The organism is Nocardia sp. NPDC050378, from assembly GCF_040655675.1.
GTDB classification, from domain to species: Bacteria; Actinomycetota; Actinomycetes; order Mycobacteriales; family Mycobacteriaceae; genus Nocardia; species Nocardia coubleae.
In genome coordinates, this window is record NZ_JBFAKI010000003.1 from 514,595 (window position 1) to 533,759 (window position 19,165).

Annotated in this window: 19 protein-coding genes; 6 read left to right on the forward strand and 13 right to left on the reverse strand. The window is 68.8% G+C overall.

What is annotated here, in order from left to right; translation table 11 throughout:
* Position 1: 1 nt before the first annotated feature.
* From AB0I35_RS09905 to AB0I35_RS09930, 6 genes are read right to left on the reverse strand one after another with little or no spacing between them, the layout of a single operon-like run.
* Positions 2 to 841 (reverse strand): siderophore-interacting protein, encoded by an 840-nt coding sequence (locus AB0I35_RS09905; RefSeq protein ID WP_357395403.1) that lies wholly within the window; start codon positions 839 to 841, stop codon positions 2 to 4.
* Positions 825 to 2,057, reverse strand: a complete 1,233-nt coding sequence (gene entS, locus AB0I35_RS09910) for an enterobactin transporter EntS (protein WP_357395404.1) — start codon at positions 2,055 to 2,057, stop codon at positions 825 to 827. The genes AB0I35_RS09905 and entS overlap by 17 nt, the downstream gene beginning before the upstream one ends.
* Entirely contained in the window at positions 2,054 to 3,067 is a 1,014-nt protein-coding gene (locus tag AB0I35_RS09915; protein WP_357395405.1) for an ABC transporter substrate-binding protein, read from the reverse strand. Before AB0I35_RS09915 ends, entS begins: the two co-directional genes overlap by 4 nt.
* 4 nt (positions 3,068 to 3,071) lie before the next feature.
* Positions 3,072 to 3,884 (reverse strand): ABC transporter ATP-binding protein, encoded by an 813-nt coding sequence (locus AB0I35_RS09920; RefSeq protein WP_357395406.1) that lies wholly within the window; start codon positions 3,882 to 3,884, stop codon positions 3,072 to 3,074.
* Between the two features lie 8 nt (positions 3,885 to 3,892).
* Positions 3,893 to 4,948: an iron chelate uptake ABC transporter family permease subunit gene (locus AB0I35_RS09925; RefSeq protein ID WP_357395407.1), complete on the reverse strand. Its 1,056-nt coding sequence runs from the start codon at positions 4,946 to 4,948 to the stop codon at positions 3,893 to 3,895.
* Positions 4,945 to 5,943, reverse strand: a complete 999-nt coding sequence (locus AB0I35_RS09930; RefSeq protein ID WP_357395408.1) for an iron chelate uptake ABC transporter family permease subunit — start codon at positions 5,941 to 5,943, stop codon at positions 4,945 to 4,947. The genes AB0I35_RS09925 and AB0I35_RS09930 overlap by 4 nt, the downstream gene beginning before the upstream one ends.
* A gap of 186 nt (positions 5,944 to 6,129) precedes the next feature.
* On the opposite strand from AB0I35_RS09930, the gene AB0I35_RS09935 reads away from it, so the two are divergent.
* Complete coding sequence (locus AB0I35_RS09935; protein ID WP_225282088.1) at positions 6,130 to 6,759, forward strand: MspA family porin; 630 nt, start codon at positions 6,130 to 6,132, stop codon at positions 6,757 to 6,759.
* Between the two features lie 34 nt (positions 6,760 to 6,793).
* Entirely contained in the window at positions 6,794 to 7,459 is a 666-nt protein-coding gene (locus tag AB0I35_RS09940) for an MspA family porin (RefSeq protein WP_357395409.1), read from the forward strand.
* Between the two features lie 47 nt (positions 7,460 to 7,506).
* On the opposite strand, the gene AB0I35_RS09945 is transcribed toward AB0I35_RS09940, so the two are convergent.
* Positions 7,507 to 9,072, reverse strand: coding sequence for an MFS transporter (locus AB0I35_RS09945; protein ID WP_357395410.1), 1,566 nt, complete (start codon positions 9,070 to 9,072; stop codon positions 7,507 to 7,509).
* 119 nt (positions 9,073 to 9,191) lie between these two features.
* On the opposite strand from AB0I35_RS09945, the gene AB0I35_RS09950 reads away from it, so the two are divergent.
* Positions 9,192 to 10,319, forward strand: coding sequence for a DUF5925 domain-containing protein (locus AB0I35_RS09950; RefSeq protein ID WP_357395411.1), 1,128 nt, complete (start codon positions 9,192 to 9,194; stop codon positions 10,317 to 10,319).
* A 9-nt stretch (positions 10,320 to 10,328) separates the two neighbouring features.
* Here AB0I35_RS09950 and AB0I35_RS09955 read toward each other — a convergent pair whose 3' ends face one another.
* Complete coding sequence (locus tag AB0I35_RS09955; protein WP_357395412.1) at positions 10,329 to 11,528, reverse strand: MFS transporter; 1,200 nt, start codon at positions 11,526 to 11,528, stop codon at positions 10,329 to 10,331.
* A 119-nt stretch (positions 11,529 to 11,647) separates the two neighbouring features.
* Entirely contained in the window at positions 11,648 to 12,490 is an 843-nt protein-coding gene (locus tag AB0I35_RS09960) for an NAD(P)H-binding protein (protein WP_357395413.1), read from the reverse strand.
* An 81-nt stretch (positions 12,491 to 12,571) separates the two neighbouring features.
* Between AB0I35_RS09960 and AB0I35_RS09965 the strand changes: the two genes are divergently transcribed.
* A complete protein-coding gene (locus AB0I35_RS09965; RefSeq protein WP_357395414.1) occupies positions 12,572 to 13,522 on the forward strand; it encodes an AraC family transcriptional regulator in 951 nt (316 codons plus the stop codon).
* Positions 13,523 to 13,544: 22 nt separating this feature from the next.
* Complete coding sequence (locus AB0I35_RS09970; protein WP_357395415.1) at positions 13,545 to 13,961, forward strand: thioesterase family protein; 417 nt, start codon at positions 13,545 to 13,547, stop codon at positions 13,959 to 13,961.
* Between the two features lie 5 nt (positions 13,962 to 13,966).
* Here the strand turns inward: AB0I35_RS09970 and AB0I35_RS09975 are convergent, their stop codons facing one another.
* The 4 genes from AB0I35_RS09975 to pdhA all read right to left on the reverse strand — a co-directional run bounded on the left by AB0I35_RS09975 (position 13,967) and on the right by pdhA (position 18,497).
* Positions 13,967 to 14,770 (reverse strand): SDR family oxidoreductase, encoded by an 804-nt coding sequence (locus tag AB0I35_RS09975; protein WP_357395416.1) that lies wholly within the window; start codon positions 14,768 to 14,770, stop codon positions 13,967 to 13,969.
* Between the two features lie 348 nt (positions 14,771 to 15,118).
* On the reverse strand, positions 15,119 to 16,426 hold the full coding sequence (locus tag AB0I35_RS09980) for a dihydrolipoamide acetyltransferase family protein (RefSeq protein ID WP_357395418.1): 1,308 nt from the start codon (positions 16,424 to 16,426) through the stop codon (positions 15,119 to 15,121).
* A gap of 17 nt (positions 16,427 to 16,443) precedes the next feature.
* On the reverse strand, positions 16,444 to 17,418 hold the full coding sequence (locus AB0I35_RS09985) for an alpha-ketoacid dehydrogenase subunit beta (protein ID WP_357395419.1): 975 nt from the start codon (positions 17,416 to 17,418) through the stop codon (positions 16,444 to 16,446).
* Entirely contained in the window at positions 17,415 to 18,497 is a 1,083-nt protein-coding gene (gene pdhA / locus AB0I35_RS09990; RefSeq protein WP_357395420.1) for a pyruvate dehydrogenase (acetyl-transferring) E1 component subunit alpha, read from the reverse strand. Before pdhA ends, AB0I35_RS09985 begins: the two co-directional genes overlap by 4 nt.
* Positions 18,498 to 18,668: 171 nt before the next feature.
* On the opposite strand from pdhA, the gene AB0I35_RS09995 reads away from it, so the two are divergent.
* Positions 18,669 to 19,160: an Lrp/AsnC family transcriptional regulator gene (locus AB0I35_RS09995; RefSeq protein ID WP_067641500.1), complete on the forward strand. Its 492-nt coding sequence runs from the start codon at positions 18,669 to 18,671 to the stop codon at positions 19,158 to 19,160.
* Positions 19,161 to 19,165: the final 5 nt, after the last annotated feature.

Consider the following 19,165-nt stretch of genomic DNA (forward strand, 5'->3'; position numbering starts at 1 on the left):
GTCATTCCTCTCGATCGAAGTCGGCGACGCCGCGCTTCCAATAGCCGGCGATGAGCGAGTCCTTGGGGCCGATGCCCAGGTCGTCGCGGATGATCTTGCGGACACCACGCAGGCACCCGGCCTCCCCGGCGACCCACGCGAAGACGCGATGTTCGGCAGCGACTTCCACCTCGCGGACAGCCTGCTCGAGGATGTCGCTCGTGCCGGGTGCCGCGCCACCCCGGTGCAGCCAGCGCACGGTCACGCCCGCGGGCGGGTCGAGGGGGATCTCCTCGGCGGGTCCGGCGACCTCGATGAAGGCCCAGCCGGTGGTGTCGCGTGGCATGCGCTCGAGCCAGCGGGCGATGGCGGGCAGCGCGGTGATGTCACCGGCGAGCAGGTAGTCGTCGTAGGTTTCCGGGATGACGACGCCACCGGGCGGACCGGCGATGTGGACCTTGGTGCCCGGGGCCACCGAGGCGGCCCAGTCCGAGGCGAGCCCGCCGGGGTGGATGACGAAATCGATGTCGAGTTCACTGTCCTCGACGCTGTGGCGGCGCACCGTGTACTCCCGCGAGATCGGTCGCGGATTGCCCCACTCGAGCATCGTGCCGTCGAGCTTCGGCAACCGGAGCACGCCGTCCTCACCCGGGAAGATCAGGCGCACATGCTCGTCCGGCACATAGCTGTGGAACTTCGCGATGTCCGGACCGCCGAAGGTGATCCGCAGCAGCGCCGCGCCCACGGGCACGACCCGCAGCACCTCCACTTCCCGCAGGCCGATCGGGTACGGCACCTTGGCGTAGTGGTCCCCGGCGAGCACCTCGGCGATGTTCGCGGCGTAGTCACTGCGATCCTTCACCGTTTTCCTTTCTGTGCAGTGGCCCGGCGACGAGCGCCATCAGGCCGGTGAGTACCAGGACGGCGACGCCGTAGAGCACGAGCGCGCGTCCGGGTTCGAAGGTCTGGCCGACGAAACCGGCCACCATGGAACCGACGGCGGTGCCGGCGACGGACTGCACCATCAGCAGGCCCGACATCCGTCCGCGCATGTGGTCGGGCGCGGCCTGCTGCAGCATCGTGTAGCGCAACACCATGTTCACGGCTCTGGCCAGGCCGAACCCGGCAAGGCCCAGGAATACCAGCGCGGCGTGCGACCACAGTCCGGCCGCGATCACGCCGACCGGCATCAGCCCGAGCGAGATCAGCAGCGCCCGACCGGTGTGCGCGCGCCCCATCCAGCCGCTGGTCAACGTGCCGAGCACCGCGCCTGCGCCGGGTGCCGCGTAGAGCAGGCCGAGCGTGCCCGGCCCCGCGTCGAGTTCGACATCGGCGAAGGCGGGCAGCAGCACCAGCGGGCCGCTGACGAGCATCCCGATCAGTCCGGTGAGCAGAATGAGCCGGATGGACTCGTGCCGCACCGCGAACGCGATACCGGCCACCAGCTCACGCACCGGGTTCTCCAGGTCGCGTTGCGGTGGCGGCGACGGGCCGATCGCGGTGATCAGCCCGACGGTCGCGGTGGTCGCGAGGGCACAGAGGAAATAGGCCGTGGCCACACCGGTTTTCGCGACGAGCAGTCCGGCGAACGCCGGGGTGATCATGGTGCCGAGGTCGGTGGTCAGCGAGACGAGGGCGCCTGCGGCCGCGACCTTTTCACGCCCCACCAGCACCGGGACCATGGCCATCAGCGCCGAACCGCTCACTCCGCCCGCGAGACCGTCGACGACCGCCGCGAGATAGATGGCGGACAGGAACGGCTCGGGCAGTACGGCATTCACCCCGAGGATCAGAAAGCCGATACCGGCCGCGCTGCGCGACCACTGGATCACCGTCCGCCTGTCGTATCGGTCGGCCACCACCCCGCCCGCGAGGCTGCCCGCGAACAGGGCGAGCGCGGTGGTGGTGGCGACACCGGCGACCTGCACACTCGACCCGGTCAGTTGATAGATCTGCAGCGGCAGGGCGACCATGAGCAACCCGATGCCGAGCACCGACACCAGCCGCGCCGCGAACGCGCACCGGAAGGGGCGCGACGCCCGCAGCGGGCTGAGGTCGATGAGCAGTCCCGACGTCACCGGAAACGTTCCACGAGCAGATCGAGTGTCGCCATGACGGTGCGGTAGTCCGGGCGCGAGCTGGTCGCGGGCAGTTCGAAGACGTTGCCCGCCTTGAACGACGGCAGCGAAGCGTAGAGCGGATCGGCGCGCAGCTCCTCGAGCGAACGGCCCCCGCTGAGCGGGATGGTGAACAGCACCGGCGCATCGATCACCGTGTTGAGCAGCTCCGGGCTGAAGCTGATGAAGTCGGCACTCTGCTCCTTGGCGGGGTTTCCGGCCTTGGCCTCCACCTGGGTGTCCAGCGTGAAACCGACCTCAGCGAGCAGTGCGGGCAGCGCGGCGGTCGGCACGAAGACGGTCGGCTTCTGGCTCTTGATCGACTGGAACACCGTCGTCGCGCCGACGGGCGGCTTGATCTTGCTCTTGGCCTCGGACAGCTTGGCCTGGTAGTTCGCGATCAAGGTGTCGACATTGGCGGGCTTGTTCACGGTCTCGGCGATGAACCGCAGCTGGTCCTGCCAGTTGGTCGTCTCGGTCGGCATCAGCACGGTCGGGGCGATGGCGCTGAGCTGGTCGTAGGCGTTCACCGACTGCTGGCCGGGGTAGCCCTGGCCACCGCCGATGATCAGATCGGGACGCTGGGCGGCGATGAACTCGAGGTTGATGTTGTCACCGGAGGGAACAGCTTGTGTCCCTTGCGCTGCGGCGTCCTCGGCCCAGCCGGTGGGGAACTCGCCCGGCTTGGTCGGCACACCGAGCAGACGCGGGTCGGCCGCGACGACGGGCGCCTCGAGGTCGTAGAGGTAACCGGCCAGGTTGCCGTTGAGCACGACGATGCGCTGCGGATCGGCGGGCACCTTGATGGGGCCCTTCGCGGACGGCACCTCGCGGGGGCCGGAATCGGCGGAGTTCGACGACGAGTCACCGCACCCGGCGAGCACCGCGACCAGCGCGAGAACCGGGACGACGAGGGCGGCACGGAGCCGGCCCGAGGAACGGTTGGTGAACATGGACGGGGTTTTCCTCATTTCTTCAGTGCACCGGTGCGGCGTTCTCGGCCAGCGGAATCACCAGCGGCGTCCCGGTTTCCGGGTCGTCGACGATGCGGCAGCGCAGCGAGAACACTTCGTGGACCAGGTCCGCGGTGACGATGTCGGCGGGGGTGCCGGTGGCGACGATCCGCCCGTCGCGCATGGCGATCAGGTGATCGGCGTAACGGAAGGCGTGGTTGAGGTCGTGCAGTACGGCGACGACCGTGCGCTCCGATTCGCGGTTGAGTGCCCGGCACAGGTCGAGCAGCTGGATCTGGTAGGCGATGTCGAGAAAGGTGGTCGGCTCGTCGAGCAGGACGATGGGCGTCTGCTGGGCGAGCACCATCGAGATCCAGACCCGCTGCCGTTGACCGCCCGACAGTTCGTCGACCGGGCGGGCCGACAGCTCGGTGACACCGGTAGCCGCCATCGCCGCCGCCACCGCCTCCTCGTCGGCCTTCGACCACTGCCGCAGCAGCGTCTGGTGCGGGTAGCGCCCGCGTGCGACGAGGTCGGCCACCCGGATGCCGTCGGGTGCGGTCGAGGTCTGGGGGAGCAGGCCGATCTGGCGAGCCAGTTCCTTGGCCGGATAGTCGGTCACGGGCTTGCCGTCGAGCAGCACCTTGCCGGATTCCGGGGCGAGCAGGCGGGCGAGCGCGCGCAGCAGGGTGGACTTGCCGCAGGCGTTCGGGCCGATGATCACGGTGAACTTGCCGTCCGGGATGTCCACGGACAGTTGGTCGCTGATCGTTCGGCCCTTGTACCCGAGGCGGACCTGGTCGGCGCGCAACCGCGCGGCGTGAGTGTCGTTCATGTCGCTTCCTATTTCCGTCGCGCTTCGGCGACGAGCAGATACGCCAGGTACAGGCCGCCGATCGAACCGGTGACGATGCCGACCGGAATGGTGGTCGGGGCGAAGGCGTGCTGGGCGATCCAGTCGCAGGTGACCAGCAGGGTCGCGCCCATCACCGCTGCCGGGAGCAGGGCGATCGACGGGGTGCGGGTGAGTTTGCGCGCCAGATGCGGTGCCGCCAGGGCGACGAAGGCGATCGGTCCGGCGACAGCCGTTGCCAGCGAGGTGAATCCGACGCTGAGTGCGATCAGCCAGCCGGTGGCCTTGCCCGCGTCGAGCCCGAGGGCGCGGGCGGTGTCGTCGCCGAGTTCGAGGATCCGCAGCCGCGGCGCGGCCGGGATCAGGGCCACCGCCAGCACGGCGAGCACGATCATGGTCGGCGCGACCTGCGGCCACGACAACCCGTTGAGCGAACCCGCACCCCAGGCCGCCGCCGACATCGCCGCGTCGAGATCCGCTCGCATGATCAACCAGGTGTTGACCGAGGCGAGCATCGCACTCACACCGATACCGACGATGATCAGGCGAAACCCGGTCACGTTGTGCCGGAAGGCGAGCAGGTGGATGACCAGCGCCGCACCGAGGCCTCCGACCATCGCGCCCGCCGCTGTCCGGAAGCTGCCGCCCCCGAGCGTCAGGATCACCAGGAGCGCGCCGGTGTAGGCGCCGGTGCTGAATCCGATGATGTCGGGGCTGCCGAGGGGATTGCGGGTGACCGACTGCAGGATCGCGCCACTCACACCGAGCGCCGCACCGAGGGCGAGCGCCAGCAGGATGCGCGGCAGCCGCCAATCGAAAACCACCAGCCGATCGAAGCGTTCGTCACCGATGAACAGGGCGCGCAGCACCCGCGGCGCCGGGATCTCGAAATCGCCGCTACCCAGGGCGAAGACCGCGGTCGCCAGGGCAATGGCCAGCAGGATCGCGCACACCACCACCGTGCGCACACCGATCCTCGCCGTGAGACCCGTGCGCCCGGGACGCACCACCAGCATGGTGCGACCGAAATCGATCTTCGTGCTCATGCGGTTGCCCCCACTCGTGAACGGCGCGCCAGCCAGATCAGCATTGGCGCGCCGAGGAACGCCGTGACCAGCCCGGCAGGCACTTCGTCGGGGCGAATGATGATGCGACCCAGCACATCCGCGGTGAGAACGAGCAGCGGCGCCAGCACCAGTGAGTACGCGAAGATCCAGCGCTGATCGGGTCCGACCAGCCAGCGGGCGATGTGCGGAACCGCGAGACCGACGAAGGCGATCGGACCGACCGCGGCCGTCGCGGTACCGCACAACAGCACCAACGCCAGCGCGGTGAGCAGCCGCGTGCGGTTGACGTGCACGCCGAGCGAGCGGGCCAGATCATCACCGAGGGCAACGGCGTTGAGCGAGCGCGCGCAGACGGCGGCGATCAGCAGCCCGAGCACGATGAACGGCGCGGCGCCGGCGATGATGTCGAATCCGCGTCCTGTGAGCGAACCGGCGTCCCAGCGCCGCATCTCGTCGAAAGCCTTGGGATCGAGCAGGATCAGGCCGCGCGTGAGCCCGCCGAGGACGGCGGTGGCGGCCACTCCGGCCAGCGTGAGCCGAATCGGATCGGTACCGGTGTGCCCCGCGGTGCCGAGCCGGTACACGACCACCGACACCAGCGCCGCTCCGGCGAAGCCGAACCAGACGTAGGATGTGATCTCCTCCACACCGAGCAACCCGACCGCGACCGTGATCGCGAACGCGGCACCGGCATTCACTCCGAGCAGTCCCGGGTCGGCGAGCGGGTTACGGGTGAGTCCCTGCATCAGGCAGCCCGCGACGCCGAGCGCCAGCCCGGCGAGCAGCCCCAGAACCGTTCGCGGCAGCCGGTATTCGGTGACGGTGACGTGGTCGGGCGTGGTCGCGGTACTGGTCAGCGCTTGCCAGACCTCGCCGACCGGAATCGATTTCGTGCCGACCAGCAGGCTCAGGAGACAAGCCGCGGTCAGCAGCGCCACCGTCAGCAACCAGCCGAACCAGCGCGGACTTCTCATCAGGGATCTCTCTCATATGGAACCGTGTCACGAGGAGGGTAACTCATGTTTAGGTGAGCCTAGGCTTATTCAAAGTTAGCTAGGGCAAGGTCTTGATAGGTGAGCCTAACCTGTCTACAGTCCGAGCTGTTCAAGATCGGTGCGAATCGGTCACAACAGTTGATGAGGACATCCACGATGCGAAAAATGCTTGCGGCCACTGCGCTGGCCACGGCCGCGCTGGCCGTTGTCGGCGGAACGGCGAGTGCGGACACCTTCGTTCCGCTGCCCGACGGCGAGAAGGCCGGCCCCGGTGTGTTGATCAAGCGGGTGGCGGAAAGCGCCCTGATCTCGCCGTCCATGGCGGCCAACGGCGCAGGCCGCGTGGCGTGGGTGAGCGGAACCGTGCTGGCCGAGGTGGCCGAGACCCCGAAGGGTGAGCCCCGCCCGTTCGTCGGCGGCAACGGCGCGCCCGGCACCAACAACTCCTCCACGCACGGTTCTTCGCGCGTGAGCACCGGCTACATCGTCGGCTGCCAGGTGAGCATCGCCGACGACGCGATCTCGGCGGGTGTCTCGGGCGGCATCAACACCAGCGGCGTGAACGCGGGCGCCTCCATCGGCGTCAAGCTCGGCCCCGGCGAGGTGAAGTTCATCGGCATCGAGGGCTTCGACATCGTCGAGAAGGGCAACTACCACATCAGCTACAAGGACGTGGAGCTGCAGATCCAGGGCTGCGCCGGCTACGCGCAGGCCCGCGCCTACACCGTCGTGGAGATCATCGGCGACAACTACTCCAAGACCTCCCTCTACGGTGCCCCGTTCAGCATCGGCTGACCTGTCGCCCTTCTCGACGAATAGGAACAACTCCATGACCATCTTCACGAAAGCCGGTGCCCGTCTGGCCGGCGCCGCCGCGGCCGCGACTGTCGCGCTCGGCCTCTTCTCCACCGGCGCCGCCAACGCCGACACCTTCATCCCGCTGCCGGGCGGGGAGATCACCCAGACCCTGCCCGACGGCACCGCGGTGACCATCCGCCTGGTCGGCGAGTCGGTGAACATCAGCCCCTCCATGGGTGCGACTCCCCTGCATCGCAATGTCTGGGCCTCCGGCCGGGCCGAGGTGCAGGTCCACGCCGAGCACAAGGGCGTCAAGATCGCGCCCGGGTACGTCGTCGGCTGCCAGGTCGACATCTCCGGCGGCAACGCCAACGCCGGTGCCAACGGTGCCGTGACTCACGAGGGCAAGGGCAGCGGCGGTGTCACCTCCGGCGGCAACCTGACCCTCGGCCCCGGCCAGGCGTCGACCTTCTGGCTGCTCCAGGTCGAGGGCCCGGATGCCTACGGCGCGGAGAGCTACGTGCCCGCGATCAAGTTCTTCGGCCAGGAAGGTTCGGTCACCTGGGCCGACTCGACCCTCGGCCTCTCGGGCTGCGCCGGTTACGCCCAGGCGCGTGCCTTCGTTTCCGTCGAGGTGACCACCCAGTTCGGTCGCTCGGAGCTGCGCCTGTGGGGCCAGCCGTTCAGCCTCGGCTGATGCCCCGGGCCCCGCGGGGAGCTGCGTGCTCCCGGCGGGGCCCCGGCTCATTTCTGCTCGTCGGCCCGCTCGTTCGGTGCCGGCACGTGGCGAAGCAGGACGACGACCAGTCCGGCCGCGATCGCGGTGAGTCCGATACCGACGATCGAGTTCACTTGCAGCGCATGGGTATACGCCTGTCGTGCGGTCGTGGTGAGCTCGGCGCCGAGGGCTTCGGGCAGCATCGAGGCGACGTGCAGCGCTCCGGCGAGGGTGTCCTCGGCGGTGTGCGCGAGCTCGGTGGGCAGGCCATTCGGTAGCTCACCGGCCATCCGACCGCGATAGACCGCGGTGCCGATGCTGCCGATCACCGCGACCCCGAGCGCGGTCGACAGTTCCTGCCCCGTCTCCGAAATCGCGGAGGCGGCACCGGCTCGTGCCGGATCGACCGCACCGACGATCAGGTCGAGGCCGAGCACGAACATCGGGCTCAGGCCTAGCGCGAACACCACCATGCCGGTGACGATCAAGCCGAGATCGTCACCACCCGCGAGCTGGGTGAAGATCGCGTAGCCGAACATCGCGATCACCAGGCCGCCCGTCATCAGATACGCGGGACGCACCCGAGGCGCGAGTGCGCTCACCGCACCGGCCGCGAACACCATGGCCAGCGCCTGCGGCACCGTCCACAGCCCGGCCTCGAACGCCGAAAGACCCAGCACCAGTTGCAGATACTGGGCGAGCAGCAGGAACAGGCCGCCCATGGCGAGCATGGCTACCATCAGCGCCGCGAGCGAACCGCTGAACCGGACATTGCCGAACAGTCGCAGGTCGATCAGCGGGTCGGTGAGTCGTTGCTGTCGCAGCACGAACACGGTGCCGAGCACCAGCGCACCGACCAGGACGGCCACCGGCTGCACGGCCAGTCCGTCCTTGGCCAGTTCCTTGATGCCGTAGATGACACCCATCACCGACACCAGCGACAGCACGGCGCTGAGAATGTCGGGCTTGCCCGGGTTCGGATCCTTGTACTCGGGCAGCAGGAACGGTCCGCCGGCGAGCAGCAGCACCATCGCGGGAACGGCGACCAGGAACACCGAACCCCACCAGAAGTTCTCCAGCATGGCCCCGCCGACCAGCGGTCCGACCACCATGCCGACCATGAAACTGGTCATCCACACGCTGATCGCGGCGGTCCGCTGGCGGTCGTCGTGGAACATATTGCGGATCAAGGCCAGGGTCGAGGGCATCAGCGTTGCACCCGCGATGCCGAGCAGCGCGCGCGTGCCGATGAGCATGTTCGCGCTGGTCGAGTAGGCCGCGATCACCGAGGCGGCGCCGAAGGCCAGCGCACCGATCATCAACAGTCTGCGCCTGCCGATCCGGTCGCCGAGGGTGCCCATCGTGATGAGGAAGCCCGCGACGAGGAACCCGTAGATGTCCAGGATCCACAACAGCTGTGAACTGCTCGGCCGCAACGCCTCGCTGATCTGGGGGATCGCCAGGTAGAGCACGCTCATGTCCATCGAGATGAGCAGGGTGGGCAGGGCGAGGACCGCCAACCCGATCCACTCCTTGGCCCCTGCGGTCGGAGTGGGTTCGTCGACCGGCCGGAGGCTCTGGGTGGAAGTCACATCGCCGACGTTAGCGACGGATCGAGAACATGTGCCAGCGATTTTCCGGGCTCGGTGACCCAGCGCACAGCCGGGAAGTCGTTGGACATTCCGGGCCCGCGACCACGATCATTGGCGCGGTGTCCACACCTATCGACCAGCTCCGGGAACCGTCGCGGGAGACGGGCGAGCCGTTTCCGTGGTCGGCGGCCATCGATTCGACCTATTCCACCCGCGACGCCATCGACGCGCTCGCGCTGGCTCCGTTCCTGCGCGGCGAGCAGCCCTTCGCCCGTCAGGCCCATCTCGACCGGGTGCATCCCGACGCGCCGCTGCGGCCCGACGGGTCGACGATCCTGCGCTCGGTCTTCGATGACGACAGCAGTGCGATGCTGGCCGCCGGGGCCGGCTGGTCGCTGCGGGCGGTGCGCTGGGCGGGCGGCTCGGCGACGATCGAGGTGACCGCCGCCAGCGATGAGCTGGCCGTCGAGGTGCTCGCGCGCGCCACCGAGGGCGCGGCCCAGGCTCGCGACACCGCGTCGACGGTGGAAATGGGCTTCTGGCACATGGATGTACGGCGGCCCGCGCGCCGGCGCAGGCAGATCGTCGCGCCCGCGTGGCCGGAGATCCGCGGCAACTACACCGCGCCGGTATCGGCCGCGTTCGACCGGCTGATGAGCCTGGGCACCGACGACATCCGCGGCAGGCTCGTGCTGCTGCACGGCGAGCCGGGCACCGGGAAGACCACCGCCCTGCGGGCGCTCGCGCGGGCGTGGGCGCCGTGGTGCCAGGTCGACTGTGTGGTCGACCCGGAGGAACTGTTCAGCAATCCCGGCTATCTGATGGAGGTGGCCGCGGGTGCCGACGGTGACGACGAGGACGGCCGCTGGCGGCTGCTGGTGCTAGAGGACTGCGACGAGCTGATTCGCGGCGAAGCCAAAGAAGCGGCGGGACAGAAGCTTTCGCGGCTGCTCAACCTCACCGACGGCATGCTCGGTTCGGGCCGCAAGGTGCTCTTCGCGATCACGACCAACGAGGACCTGTCCCGCTTGCACCCGGCGGTCGTGCGGCCCGGGCGGTGTCTCGCGCAGCTCGAGGTGGGCAGGCTCTCGCCCGAGGAGGCGACGCGGTGGCTCGTCCGCCAGGACCATGCCTCCGCCGCATTCCCCGACGGCGCCACGCTCGCGGAACTGGTGGCCCACCGTGACGGTGGAATTCAGATCCGCTCGACCGTCGAGCGAACGACCGAGGTCGGTATGTACCTGTAGGACTCGCCCTCAGCGATGGACGACGGAGGCGGCCGCCGCGCAGGCGAGGGTGAGGACGAGGGGGACGATCAGCGCCGCGGTGAGCGGGATGATCGCGGTGAGCCAGCCGATCACCGCCGGGCCCGCGAGCAAGCCGAGGTAGCCGATGGTGAAGACGCGCGACATCTCGGTGGCCGCCTTCGGTCCGCCCAGATTGCCTGCCGCCGTGAAGATCTGGGGCACACCGCCCGCGAGCCCGAGACCGCACATCGCCCAGCCGACCAGCGACAACGGCAGCCAGGGTGAGACGATCACGACCGCGAAACCGGCTGCACACAACAGGCTTCCGTAGCGCAGCAGCGCCACCGGACCGACCGCCCCGCTCACCCGGTCGGCCAGGAAACGGCCGATCGTCATGGTCGCGGAGAACGCGCCGAACGCGAGCGCCGCGTCACCCTCGGACACGTCGAGGTGTTCGCGGACCTGTAGTGCGCTCCAATCGGCGGCAACACCTTCGGCCAGCAGCAACACGAACGCGATCAACCCGAGCCACAACACCTTTCGGCCCGCACTCGATGCACTGTCCTGAGCCTTTCGGCTGAGGGTGGCGTCCTCGTCACGTGGTGTGCCGTAGTCCTCCGGATGGGACGCGGGTTCGCGGTGATGGGCGACGAGGTGGGGAACCAGGGCTGCGGTGGTGGCCAGGCCGAGAAGGCTCGCCGCGGTGAGCGTCACCTCGGGTGGGATGCCTGCGCGCTGGGTGGCGGCGCCGATGAGGGAGCCGACGAAGCCGCCCGCCGAGAACATGGCGTGAAAGGCCGACATGATCGGGCGTCCGTACGCACGTTCGACCAGCACCGCCTGCGCGTTCATCGACACATCGAGCGCACCGTTGCCGAAACCGAAGCAGGCCAACGCGATTGCCAGGGTCACCGGCCCGGTCGCCAGGCCCGGCCCGACGATCGTCACCGAGATCGCCGATGCGGCCAGCGCCACCAGCGTCCGGCTACCGAGCCGGTCGGCGGCGGGCCCGGCCAGCCGCATCCCGATCAGCGCCGTCCCGGCGAGCAACAACACGAACATCCCGAGCGTCGACGCCGACACCTCGGTCCGGTCGGTGATCGCCGGAATATGCACCACCCACATCGCGAGCAGCACCCCGTTCAGCGTGAAAGCGCCGAACACAGCCCCCCTGGCCGACCGCAGCCGACGATCAATCGCTGGCGTCACCCCCTCGACGCTACCGGTCACCCGCCGACCCCTCCCCGAATTCAAGATCACCACGCTCTGGTGGCGGCATTTCGCGAGCAGGTCGCGCCACCAGAGCGTGGTGATCAATCGTGCAGGATTTACTGCGGGGTCCAGACTCCGGTGGCGGCGGCCTCCTTGGCGTATTCGGTGAAGTCGCGGGGTGCGCGGCCGAGGGCGCGCTGGACACCGTCGGTGGTGGCGGAGTTGCGGCCGTCGAGGATGGTGCCGAACAGGTAGTCGAGCAGCGCGACCTCGGGCTCGGGCAGGCCGAGTTCACCGAGGGCGGTGACGAATTCGGGCCGGGTGAGTGGGACGAAGGCGATCTCACGGCCGGTCGCCTCGGCCACCTCGGCGACCCCTTCGGCGAAGGTGAGCGCCCGGGGCCCGGTGAGTTCGTAGACCTCGCCCGCGTGGCGAGCGTCGGTGAGGGCGGCGACGGCGACCTCGGCGATGTCGTCGGCGTGCACGAACGGCTCGGGCACATCGCCGTTGGGCAGTGCGACCACACCGGCGAGGACATCGCCGACGAAGGCGCTCTCACTGAAGTTCTGGGCGAAGAAGCTGCAGCGCACCACGGTCCAGGCCAGCCCGGACTCGCGAACGGCCGCTTCGCATTCCAGGGCTTCGGGCTCGCCGCGGCCGGACAGCAACACCACCGAGCCGACGCCGGCCGCGCGGGCGGCGGCGGTGAACGCGCGGATCGTGTGCGGTGCGCCGGGGACGGCGAGGTCGGGCTGGAAGGCGAGGTAGATCGCGGTGACCCCGGCCAGGGCGGGGCCCCAGGTGTCGCGGTCGGTCCAGTCGAAGGGGATCTCGGCGGTGCGCGAACCCCGTCGCACCGGGTGACCCGCCGCGTCCAGGAGGGCGGCGACGCGGCCGCCGGTCTTGCCGTTGGCGCCGGTGACGAGGAAAAGAGGCTGGTGAGCAGCGGTTTCTGTCATGAGATAAGTACACCGTCAACCGCTGTGCGTCACCATCGTCGGAACGCTCGCCGACATGCGCCGTCGTCTACTGTGAAAGCTGTGGATGCGTTAGCCGGTCTGCTCGAGGGCCCACGTGCACGCGGTGCGTTTCTGATGTGCTCGCTGCTCGACCCGCCGTGGTCGCTGCGGGTCCAGGATCAGGCGCCGTTGACGGTGCTCGCCATGATTCGCGGAAAAGGCTGGGTGAGTACCGAATCCGGTTCGCCGCAGCAGGTCGGCGCCGGTGATGTGGTGATCTTCCGTGGGCCGCAACCGTATACGGTGTCCGACGATCCGGCGACCGAGCCGCAGATCATCGTCCAGCCCGGGCAGGTGACGACTACGCCCGACGGTGAGATTCTGTGCGAGACATTGACTCTCGGGGTCCGGCAGTGGGGTACCGACCCCGGCGGGGAGACACTCATGGTCACCGGGACCTACGAGTCCGCCGGTGCCGTGAGCACCCGGCTGCTGCGCGCCCTGCCGCAGGTCGCTGTCCTGCCGCGTGGCGACCTGGACTCCCGGCTGCTCGACCTGCTCGTCGACGAGGCGACCAGGGACCGCCCCGCCCAGGGCGCCGTCCTCGACCGCCTCCTCGACCTGCTGCTCATCGCCGCCCTGCGTGCCTGGTTCGCCCGCGACGACGCACCCGCCTGGTACCACGCCTACAGCGACCCGCTGGTCGGCAAGGCGCTGCGGCTGCTGCAACACAACCCGGCGCACTCGTGGACCGTGGTCGCGCTGGCCGACGCGGTCGGCATGTCGCGGGCCGCGCTGGCCCGCCGGTTCACCGAACTGGTCGGCGAACCTCCCATGACATTCCTGACCGAATGGCGGTTGTCGCTGGCCGCCGACCTGCTCGCCGAGACCGATTCGACCGTGGAATCCATCGCCCGCCAGGTCGGCTACGGCAGCGCGTTCGCCCTGAGTACCGCCTTCAAACGGCACTTCGGGATGAGTCCGCGTGACCACCGGCAGGGTGGGGGAGCGGCTTTGTCGTCGTCGGCCTGAACCGGGCTGGCATCATGACGGCATGGATTACCCCGTGCTGTGGCCGATGCCGACCCGCTGGGCCGACAACGACCAGTACGGTCACGTCAACAACGTGACCTACTACTCCTACTTCGACACCGCGGTCAATGCCTGGCTCATGCGAGCCACCGGCACCGACATCACGGCGCTGCCTGCGCTCGGTGTGGTCGCCCAGACCTCGTGCCGGTTCCACGGCTCGGTCAGCTTCCCCGACCAGCTGCAGGTGGGGTTGCGCATCTCTCGGCTCGGCAAGTCGAGCATCACCTACGACCTGGCGATCTTCCGGGAAACCGACGGTGGGCTCGAGCTGGCGGCCACCGGCGATTTCGTGCACGTCTACGTCGACACCGAAACACGCAAGCCGGTGCCGATCCCCGAAGTGGTGCGGGCGGCCGCCGCGGAACTCGTGACCGGGTAACAGCCCTACCCGCGCAACGCTTCCTGGAAGCGGCGCATGCCCGCGATCCATCGGTCGTAGTCGGCGCCCTTGTTGCGATACATCTGCAGCACCTCGGGATGCGGCAGGATCAGGAAGTGTTCGGCGGCCATCGCCTCGATGACGGTGTCGGCGACCTCCTCGGCCGACAGCACCGCGCCCGCGGTCTTCACCGCCTTGATCGCGAAGGCCGCCGCGTCGGGATTCTCCGGGATGAGGTCGCCGCTGAGCAGCCGGGTGTCCACGCCCATCGGGCACAGGCAGCTCACGCGAACGCCCTTGTCGCCGTAGGTGATCGACAGCCACTCGGCGAATGCGACCGCCGCGTGCTTGGTCACCGAGTACGGCGCCGAACCCAGCTGGGTGAGCAGACCCGCCGCCGATGCCGTCGAGACGAAGTACCCTTCGCCCCGTTCGACCCAGCCCGGCACGAGCAGCTTCGCGGCCCGCACATGCGCCATCACATTCACATCGATCGCAGCGGCCCACTGGTCCTCGGTGCTGTCGAGGCCGGGGCCACCGCCGATTCCGGCATTAGCGAAATACAAATCCACCGGGCCGAATTCGCGTTCGGCGGTGGCGATGAGCTGCCCGACCACCTGTTCGTCGGCCACGTCACCACCGACTGCTGTCGCCTTGTCGCCGAGTTCGGCGGCCACCTTCGCCGCGCTGTCACCGTCGAGATCGGCGACGACGACCCGTGCGTCACCGGCGACCAGACGGGCGGCGAGTGCGGCGCCGATGCCCGCTCCCGCGCCGGTGACGATCGCGACCTTGCCTGCTGTCTCCATGCTGGCACCCTAACGGCGGTGCCGCCGGTCCCGCATCGGATCGCGGACGGTTCAGGTGGCGGCCACCGGCTCGCGCACCGGTTCGACAGCATGCTCGCGGTCGACTCGGCGAACACCACCGCCATCACGATGCTCATCGCCACCACGGCGGTCACCGGGAACTGCGGTGATCGTTGCCGATGCCGAAAGCCAGTTGCCGACCCAACGGCAACCGGGTGTCGACAGGATGTGCCTCGCTCATACACAGGTTGTAGTCCCCGATTTCTACAGCGGGAGCGCACCGTGTTTCGCCTGCGTTGTGAGAGTCGTATATTCCCCGATCCGGTCAGGAGGGGCGGTCCGGCCAGGTCAGACGCGGCTGAGGAGGGTCAGGGGGTCCTCGAGAAAGGTTGCGGTGGTGGCGAGGAAGCGGGCGCCCAGTTCGCCGTCGATCATGCGGTGGTCGAAGCTGAGGCCGAGGGTGGTTACCCAGCGGACGGCCAGTTCGTCGCGGAATACCCAGGGGCGCTTGCGGATCGAGCCGAGGCAGAGGATGGCGGCTTCGCCGGGGTTGACCAGGGGGACGCCGGTGTCGACGCCGAAGACGCCGACGTTGGTGATGGTGAAGGTGCCGCCGAGGAGGTCGGCGGGGGTGGCGTTGCCCGAGCGGGCGGTGTCGGCGGCCCAGCTGATCTCGCGGCACAGTTCGCGCAGGCTCAGGGTTTGCGCGTCTTTGAGGTTCGGAACCAGCAGCCCACGGTCGGAGGCGACCGCGATGCCCAGGTTCACGTAGTGTTTGGTGACGATCTGCTGGTTCTGCTCGTCCCAGGCGGCATTGATGCCGGGGTGTTCGGCGATGGCGGCCAGTGCGGCGCGCGCGACCAGGGCGAGCGGGGTGAGGGTGAGTCCTTCGAACGACTTCGTGGTGCGCAGGTGGTCGAGCAGCTCCATCGAGGCCGTGCAGTCGACGGTGACGAACGTGCTCGCCTGCGGGATGGTGCGGGCGCTGGCCAGCATCGCGGCGGCGGTGCGCTTGCGGATTCCGGTCACGGGCGTGCGTTCCTCGCGGGCCCTGGACTCGATGAGACCCGCGTCGTGCCCGTTCTGCTGGGTGACAGCGGCGAGCTCGGCCCCGGGCTCGGCGCGCGGCCCGGTGACCGGCACGGCCGAGCGCACGTCCTCCACGGTGACCGCCCCCTCCGGCCCCGAACCCGCGACGTACCACAGGTCTATCCCGAGCTCCTTGGCCAGCTTCCGGGCCGCGGGTGTGGCAGCGGCCCGGTGCGTGCTCGGCGTAGTGGACGCCATCGACGGTGTCGGCTTGCGTCGTCGTGAGGTGGCCTCGGCCTCGGGCCCGTACCCGACCAGCACGTCCCTGCGGTCCTCGGCGGTGGGCGGGTCGGTGACCTCGAGATCGTTGCGCACCCGGATCAGCGGGGCGCCCACCGGCACCGTATCGCCGGGCGAGGCAAGCAATTCGACGACCGTTCCGGAGAACGGCGACGGCAGCGCGACCACCGCCTTGGCGGTCTCCACCTCGGCGATGGTCTGGTTCAGTTCCACCGTGTCGCCCACGTCGACGGCCCATGACACCAGGTCGCCGTCGGCCAGGCCCTCACCCAGGTCGGGGAGACGGAATTCGAGCACGTGTCCGTCGTCGCCAGCTGGTCGCGGCACGGGCGCACCTTTCGTCGTCATGCGGCTAGGCATCGGTCGACCGCGGCGAGGATGCGGTCGGGATCAGGCAGATGGTGCTTTTCGAGCTTAGCCGGGGGATAGGGGATGTCGTAGCCGCCGACGCGCAGCACGGGCGCCTCGAGGTGATAGAAGCAGCGCTCGGTGATCCGCGCCGCGATCTCGGCGCCGAGCCCGGCGAATACCGGCGCCTCGTGCACGATCACCAGTCGTCCGGTCTTGTCGACGGATTCGGCGATGGTGTCGACATCCAGCGGGGACAGGCTGCGCAGATCGATCACCTCGATCGAGTTGCCCTCCTCACCAGCGATTTTCGCGGCCGTGAGCGCGGTGGCGACGGTGCCGCCGTAGGCGAGGACGGTGGCATCGGTGCCCTCGGTGAGCACACGCGCCTTGTGCAGTGGCAGGTCGGGTTCGCTGTGGAAGTCCACGTCAGCCTTGTCCCAGTACCGCCGCTTCGGCTCGAAGAAGACCACCGGGTCGTCGAGCGAAATAGCTTGCCGGATCATGTGATACGCGTCGGCAGGCGTACTGGGCGACACCACACGCAGACCGGCGGTATGCGCGAAGTACACCTCCGGCGACTCCGAATGGTGTTCGACGGCACCGATTCCGCCGCCGAACGGAATACGGATCGTCAACGGCGCCTGCACCTTCCCGCCCGTCCGGTAGTGGATCTTGGCGACCTGGGACACGATCTGGTCGAACGCCGGGTAGACGAATCCGTCGAACTGGATCTCCACCACCGGCCGGTAGCCGCGCAACGCCATTCCGAAAGCCGTTCCCACGATGCCGGATTCGGCCAGGGGCGTATCGATGACGCGATTGTCGCCGAAATCCTTCTGGAGCGTGTCGGTCACCCGGAACACACCACCCAGCTTGCCGATGTCCTCGCCGAGCAACACCACCTTCGGCTCGTCTTCCATGGCGCGGCGCAGACCGGTGTTGAGCGCGGCGGCGAAGGTGGTGATCATGACTGCGCTCCTTCGGCGAGGTAGGCCGAGAACTGGTGTGCCTCTTCGGTGATCAGTGGGTGCTCGGTCGCGTAGACGTGGTCGAACATGCGGAGTGGGTCGGGGTCGGGCATCCGCAGTGTCGCGGTGCGTACCCGGTCGGCGACCTCGTCGGCCGCGCGTGCGACCGAGCGGGCGAACTCGTCGTCGAGCAGGCCCTCGCGTTCGAGCAGCAGCCGCATCCGCTCGATCGGGTCGCGCCGCTCCCAGTACTCGAGGTCGGCGGCGGTGCGGTACCTGCTCGGATCGTCGGCGGTGGTGTGCGGACCCATCCGGTAGGTGATCGCCTCGATGAAGGTGGGGCCACCGCCGCCGCGGGCGCGTTCGACGGCCTGGCGGGTGACGGCGAGCACGGCCAGCACATCGTTGCCGTCCACCTGCACACCGGGAATGCCGTACCCGTCGGCCCGGCGCACCAGCGGCACGTGACTCTGCACGGTGACCGGTTCGCTGATCGCCCACTGGTTGTTCTGGCAGAAGAACACCACCGGTGCGCTCCAGGTGGCGGCGAAGCCGAGCGCCTCGGCGATATCGCCCTGACTGGTCGCGCCGTCGCCGAAGTAGGTGATGGTGGCGATATCGGCGCCGTCGAGGTGGGCGGCGTAGGCGTAACCGGTGGCGTGCAGGCCCTGTGACCCGACGACGATATTGGCGTTGGTCATGTTCACCGCGTCGGGATCCCAGCAGTGATGGGCCACTCCGCGCCACAGCCCCGTCAGCTGCTCGGGCGGCACGCCACGGCAGTACGCCACCGCGGTCTCGCGGTACGAGCAGAAGATGTAGTCGTCGGGATGCAGTGCGTGCACCGAACCGACCTGCGCCGCCTCCTGGCCGAGCATGGGTGGCCACAGGCCGAGCTGACCCTGGCGTTGCAGCGCCGTCGCCTCGAGATCGATCCGGCGGGTCACGACGAGGTCCCGGTAGAGGCCCCGCAATCGTTCGGCATCGATATCGGCGACCAGCGCGCCGTGCTCACGATCGAATACGCGACGTCCGTCCGGCTGGATCAACTGGACCGGGTAGGTCTGTTTCTCCGGCATCGAGATCGCCTCCTCTCCACCGCGCCTTGTGGGCCGATGCGGGTACGACTGATCGCTGAGTGCGATGTGTATCACACAGCATCCACGATACCGCCGCCTGCGCAAGCGAACGACACGTGACTGAACAGAATGCACGTTGTACTCGGGTGACGCGCTGTCATACTGCGTTGTATGACCAGTCGCGAACCCGCCGTGACCCTCGACGCGACCGACGCGCGATTGCTGCGCGAACTGATCGCCAGCCCCCGGGCCACCGGGGTGGAACTGGCCGCCCGTCTCGGGCTGTCACGCAATACGGTGCAGGCGCGACTCGCGCGCTGGGACAGCGGTGGGGTGCTCGGCAGTTTCGAGCGCCGCGTGGAACCGCGTGCTCTCGGCTATCCGCTGGCAGCCTTCGTCGCGGTGGTCGTCGATCAGCACCAGCTGGACGCGGTGGTCGACGAGCTCGCCGACGTTCCCGAGGTCACCGAGGTCTGCGGCATGACCGGCGAAACCGACCTCACCGTCCGCATCGTGGCCCGCGACGCCGACGACCTCTACCGCATCGCGGGCGCCATCCTGAAGATCCCCGGCGTCGAGCGCACCAACATGGCACTCGTCATGCGCGAACTCGTCGGACCACGCACCGCACCGCTGCTCGACCGCCTCGCCGACCCGGACTGAGAACA

Excerpts from the sequence above, each read along its gene's own strand:
- AB0I35_RS09915 (WP_357395405.1), bottom strand. The coding sequence starts at position 3,067 with ATGAGGAAAACCCCGTCCATGTTCACCAACCGTTCCTCGGGCCGGCTC.
- AB0I35_RS09920 (WP_357395406.1), bottom strand. The coding sequence starts at position 3,884 with ATGAACGACACTCACGCCGCGCGGTTGCGCGCCGACCAGGTCCGCCTC.
- AB0I35_RS09925 (WP_357395407.1), bottom strand. The coding sequence starts at position 4,948 with ATGAGCACGAAGATCGATTTCGGTCGCACCATGCTGGTGGTGCGTCCC.
- AB0I35_RS09930 (WP_357395408.1), bottom strand. The coding sequence starts at position 5,943 with ATGAGAAGTCCGCGCTGGTTCGGCTGGTTGCTGACGGTGGCGCTGCTG.
- AB0I35_RS09935 (WP_225282088.1), top strand. The coding sequence starts at position 6,130 with ATGCTTGCGGCCACTGCGCTGGCCACGGCCGCGCTGGCCGTTGTCGGC.
- AB0I35_RS09940 (WP_357395409.1), top strand. The coding sequence starts at position 6,794 with ATGACCATCTTCACGAAAGCCGGTGCCCGTCTGGCCGGCGCCGCCGCG.
- AB0I35_RS09960 (WP_357395413.1), bottom strand. The coding sequence starts at position 12,490 with ATGACAGAAACCGCTGCTCACCAGCCTCTTTTCCTCGTCACCGGCGCC.
- AB0I35_RS09970 (WP_357395415.1), top strand. The coding sequence starts at position 13,545 with ATGGATTACCCCGTGCTGTGGCCGATGCCGACCCGCTGGGCCGACAAC.
- AB0I35_RS09975 (WP_357395416.1), bottom strand. The coding sequence starts at position 14,770 with ATGGAGACAGCAGGCAAGGTCGCGATCGTCACCGGCGCGGGAGCGGGC.
- AB0I35_RS09985 (WP_357395419.1), bottom strand. The coding sequence starts at position 17,418 with ATGATCACCACCTTCGCCGCCGCGCTCAACACCGGTCTGCGCCGCGCC.
- pdhA (WP_357395420.1), bottom strand. The coding sequence starts at position 18,497 with ATGCCGGAGAAACAGACCTACCCGGTCCAGTTGATCCAGCCGGACGGA.
- AB0I35_RS09995 (WP_067641500.1), top strand. The coding sequence starts at position 18,669 with ATGACCAGTCGCGAACCCGCCGTGACCCTCGACGCGACCGACGCGCGA.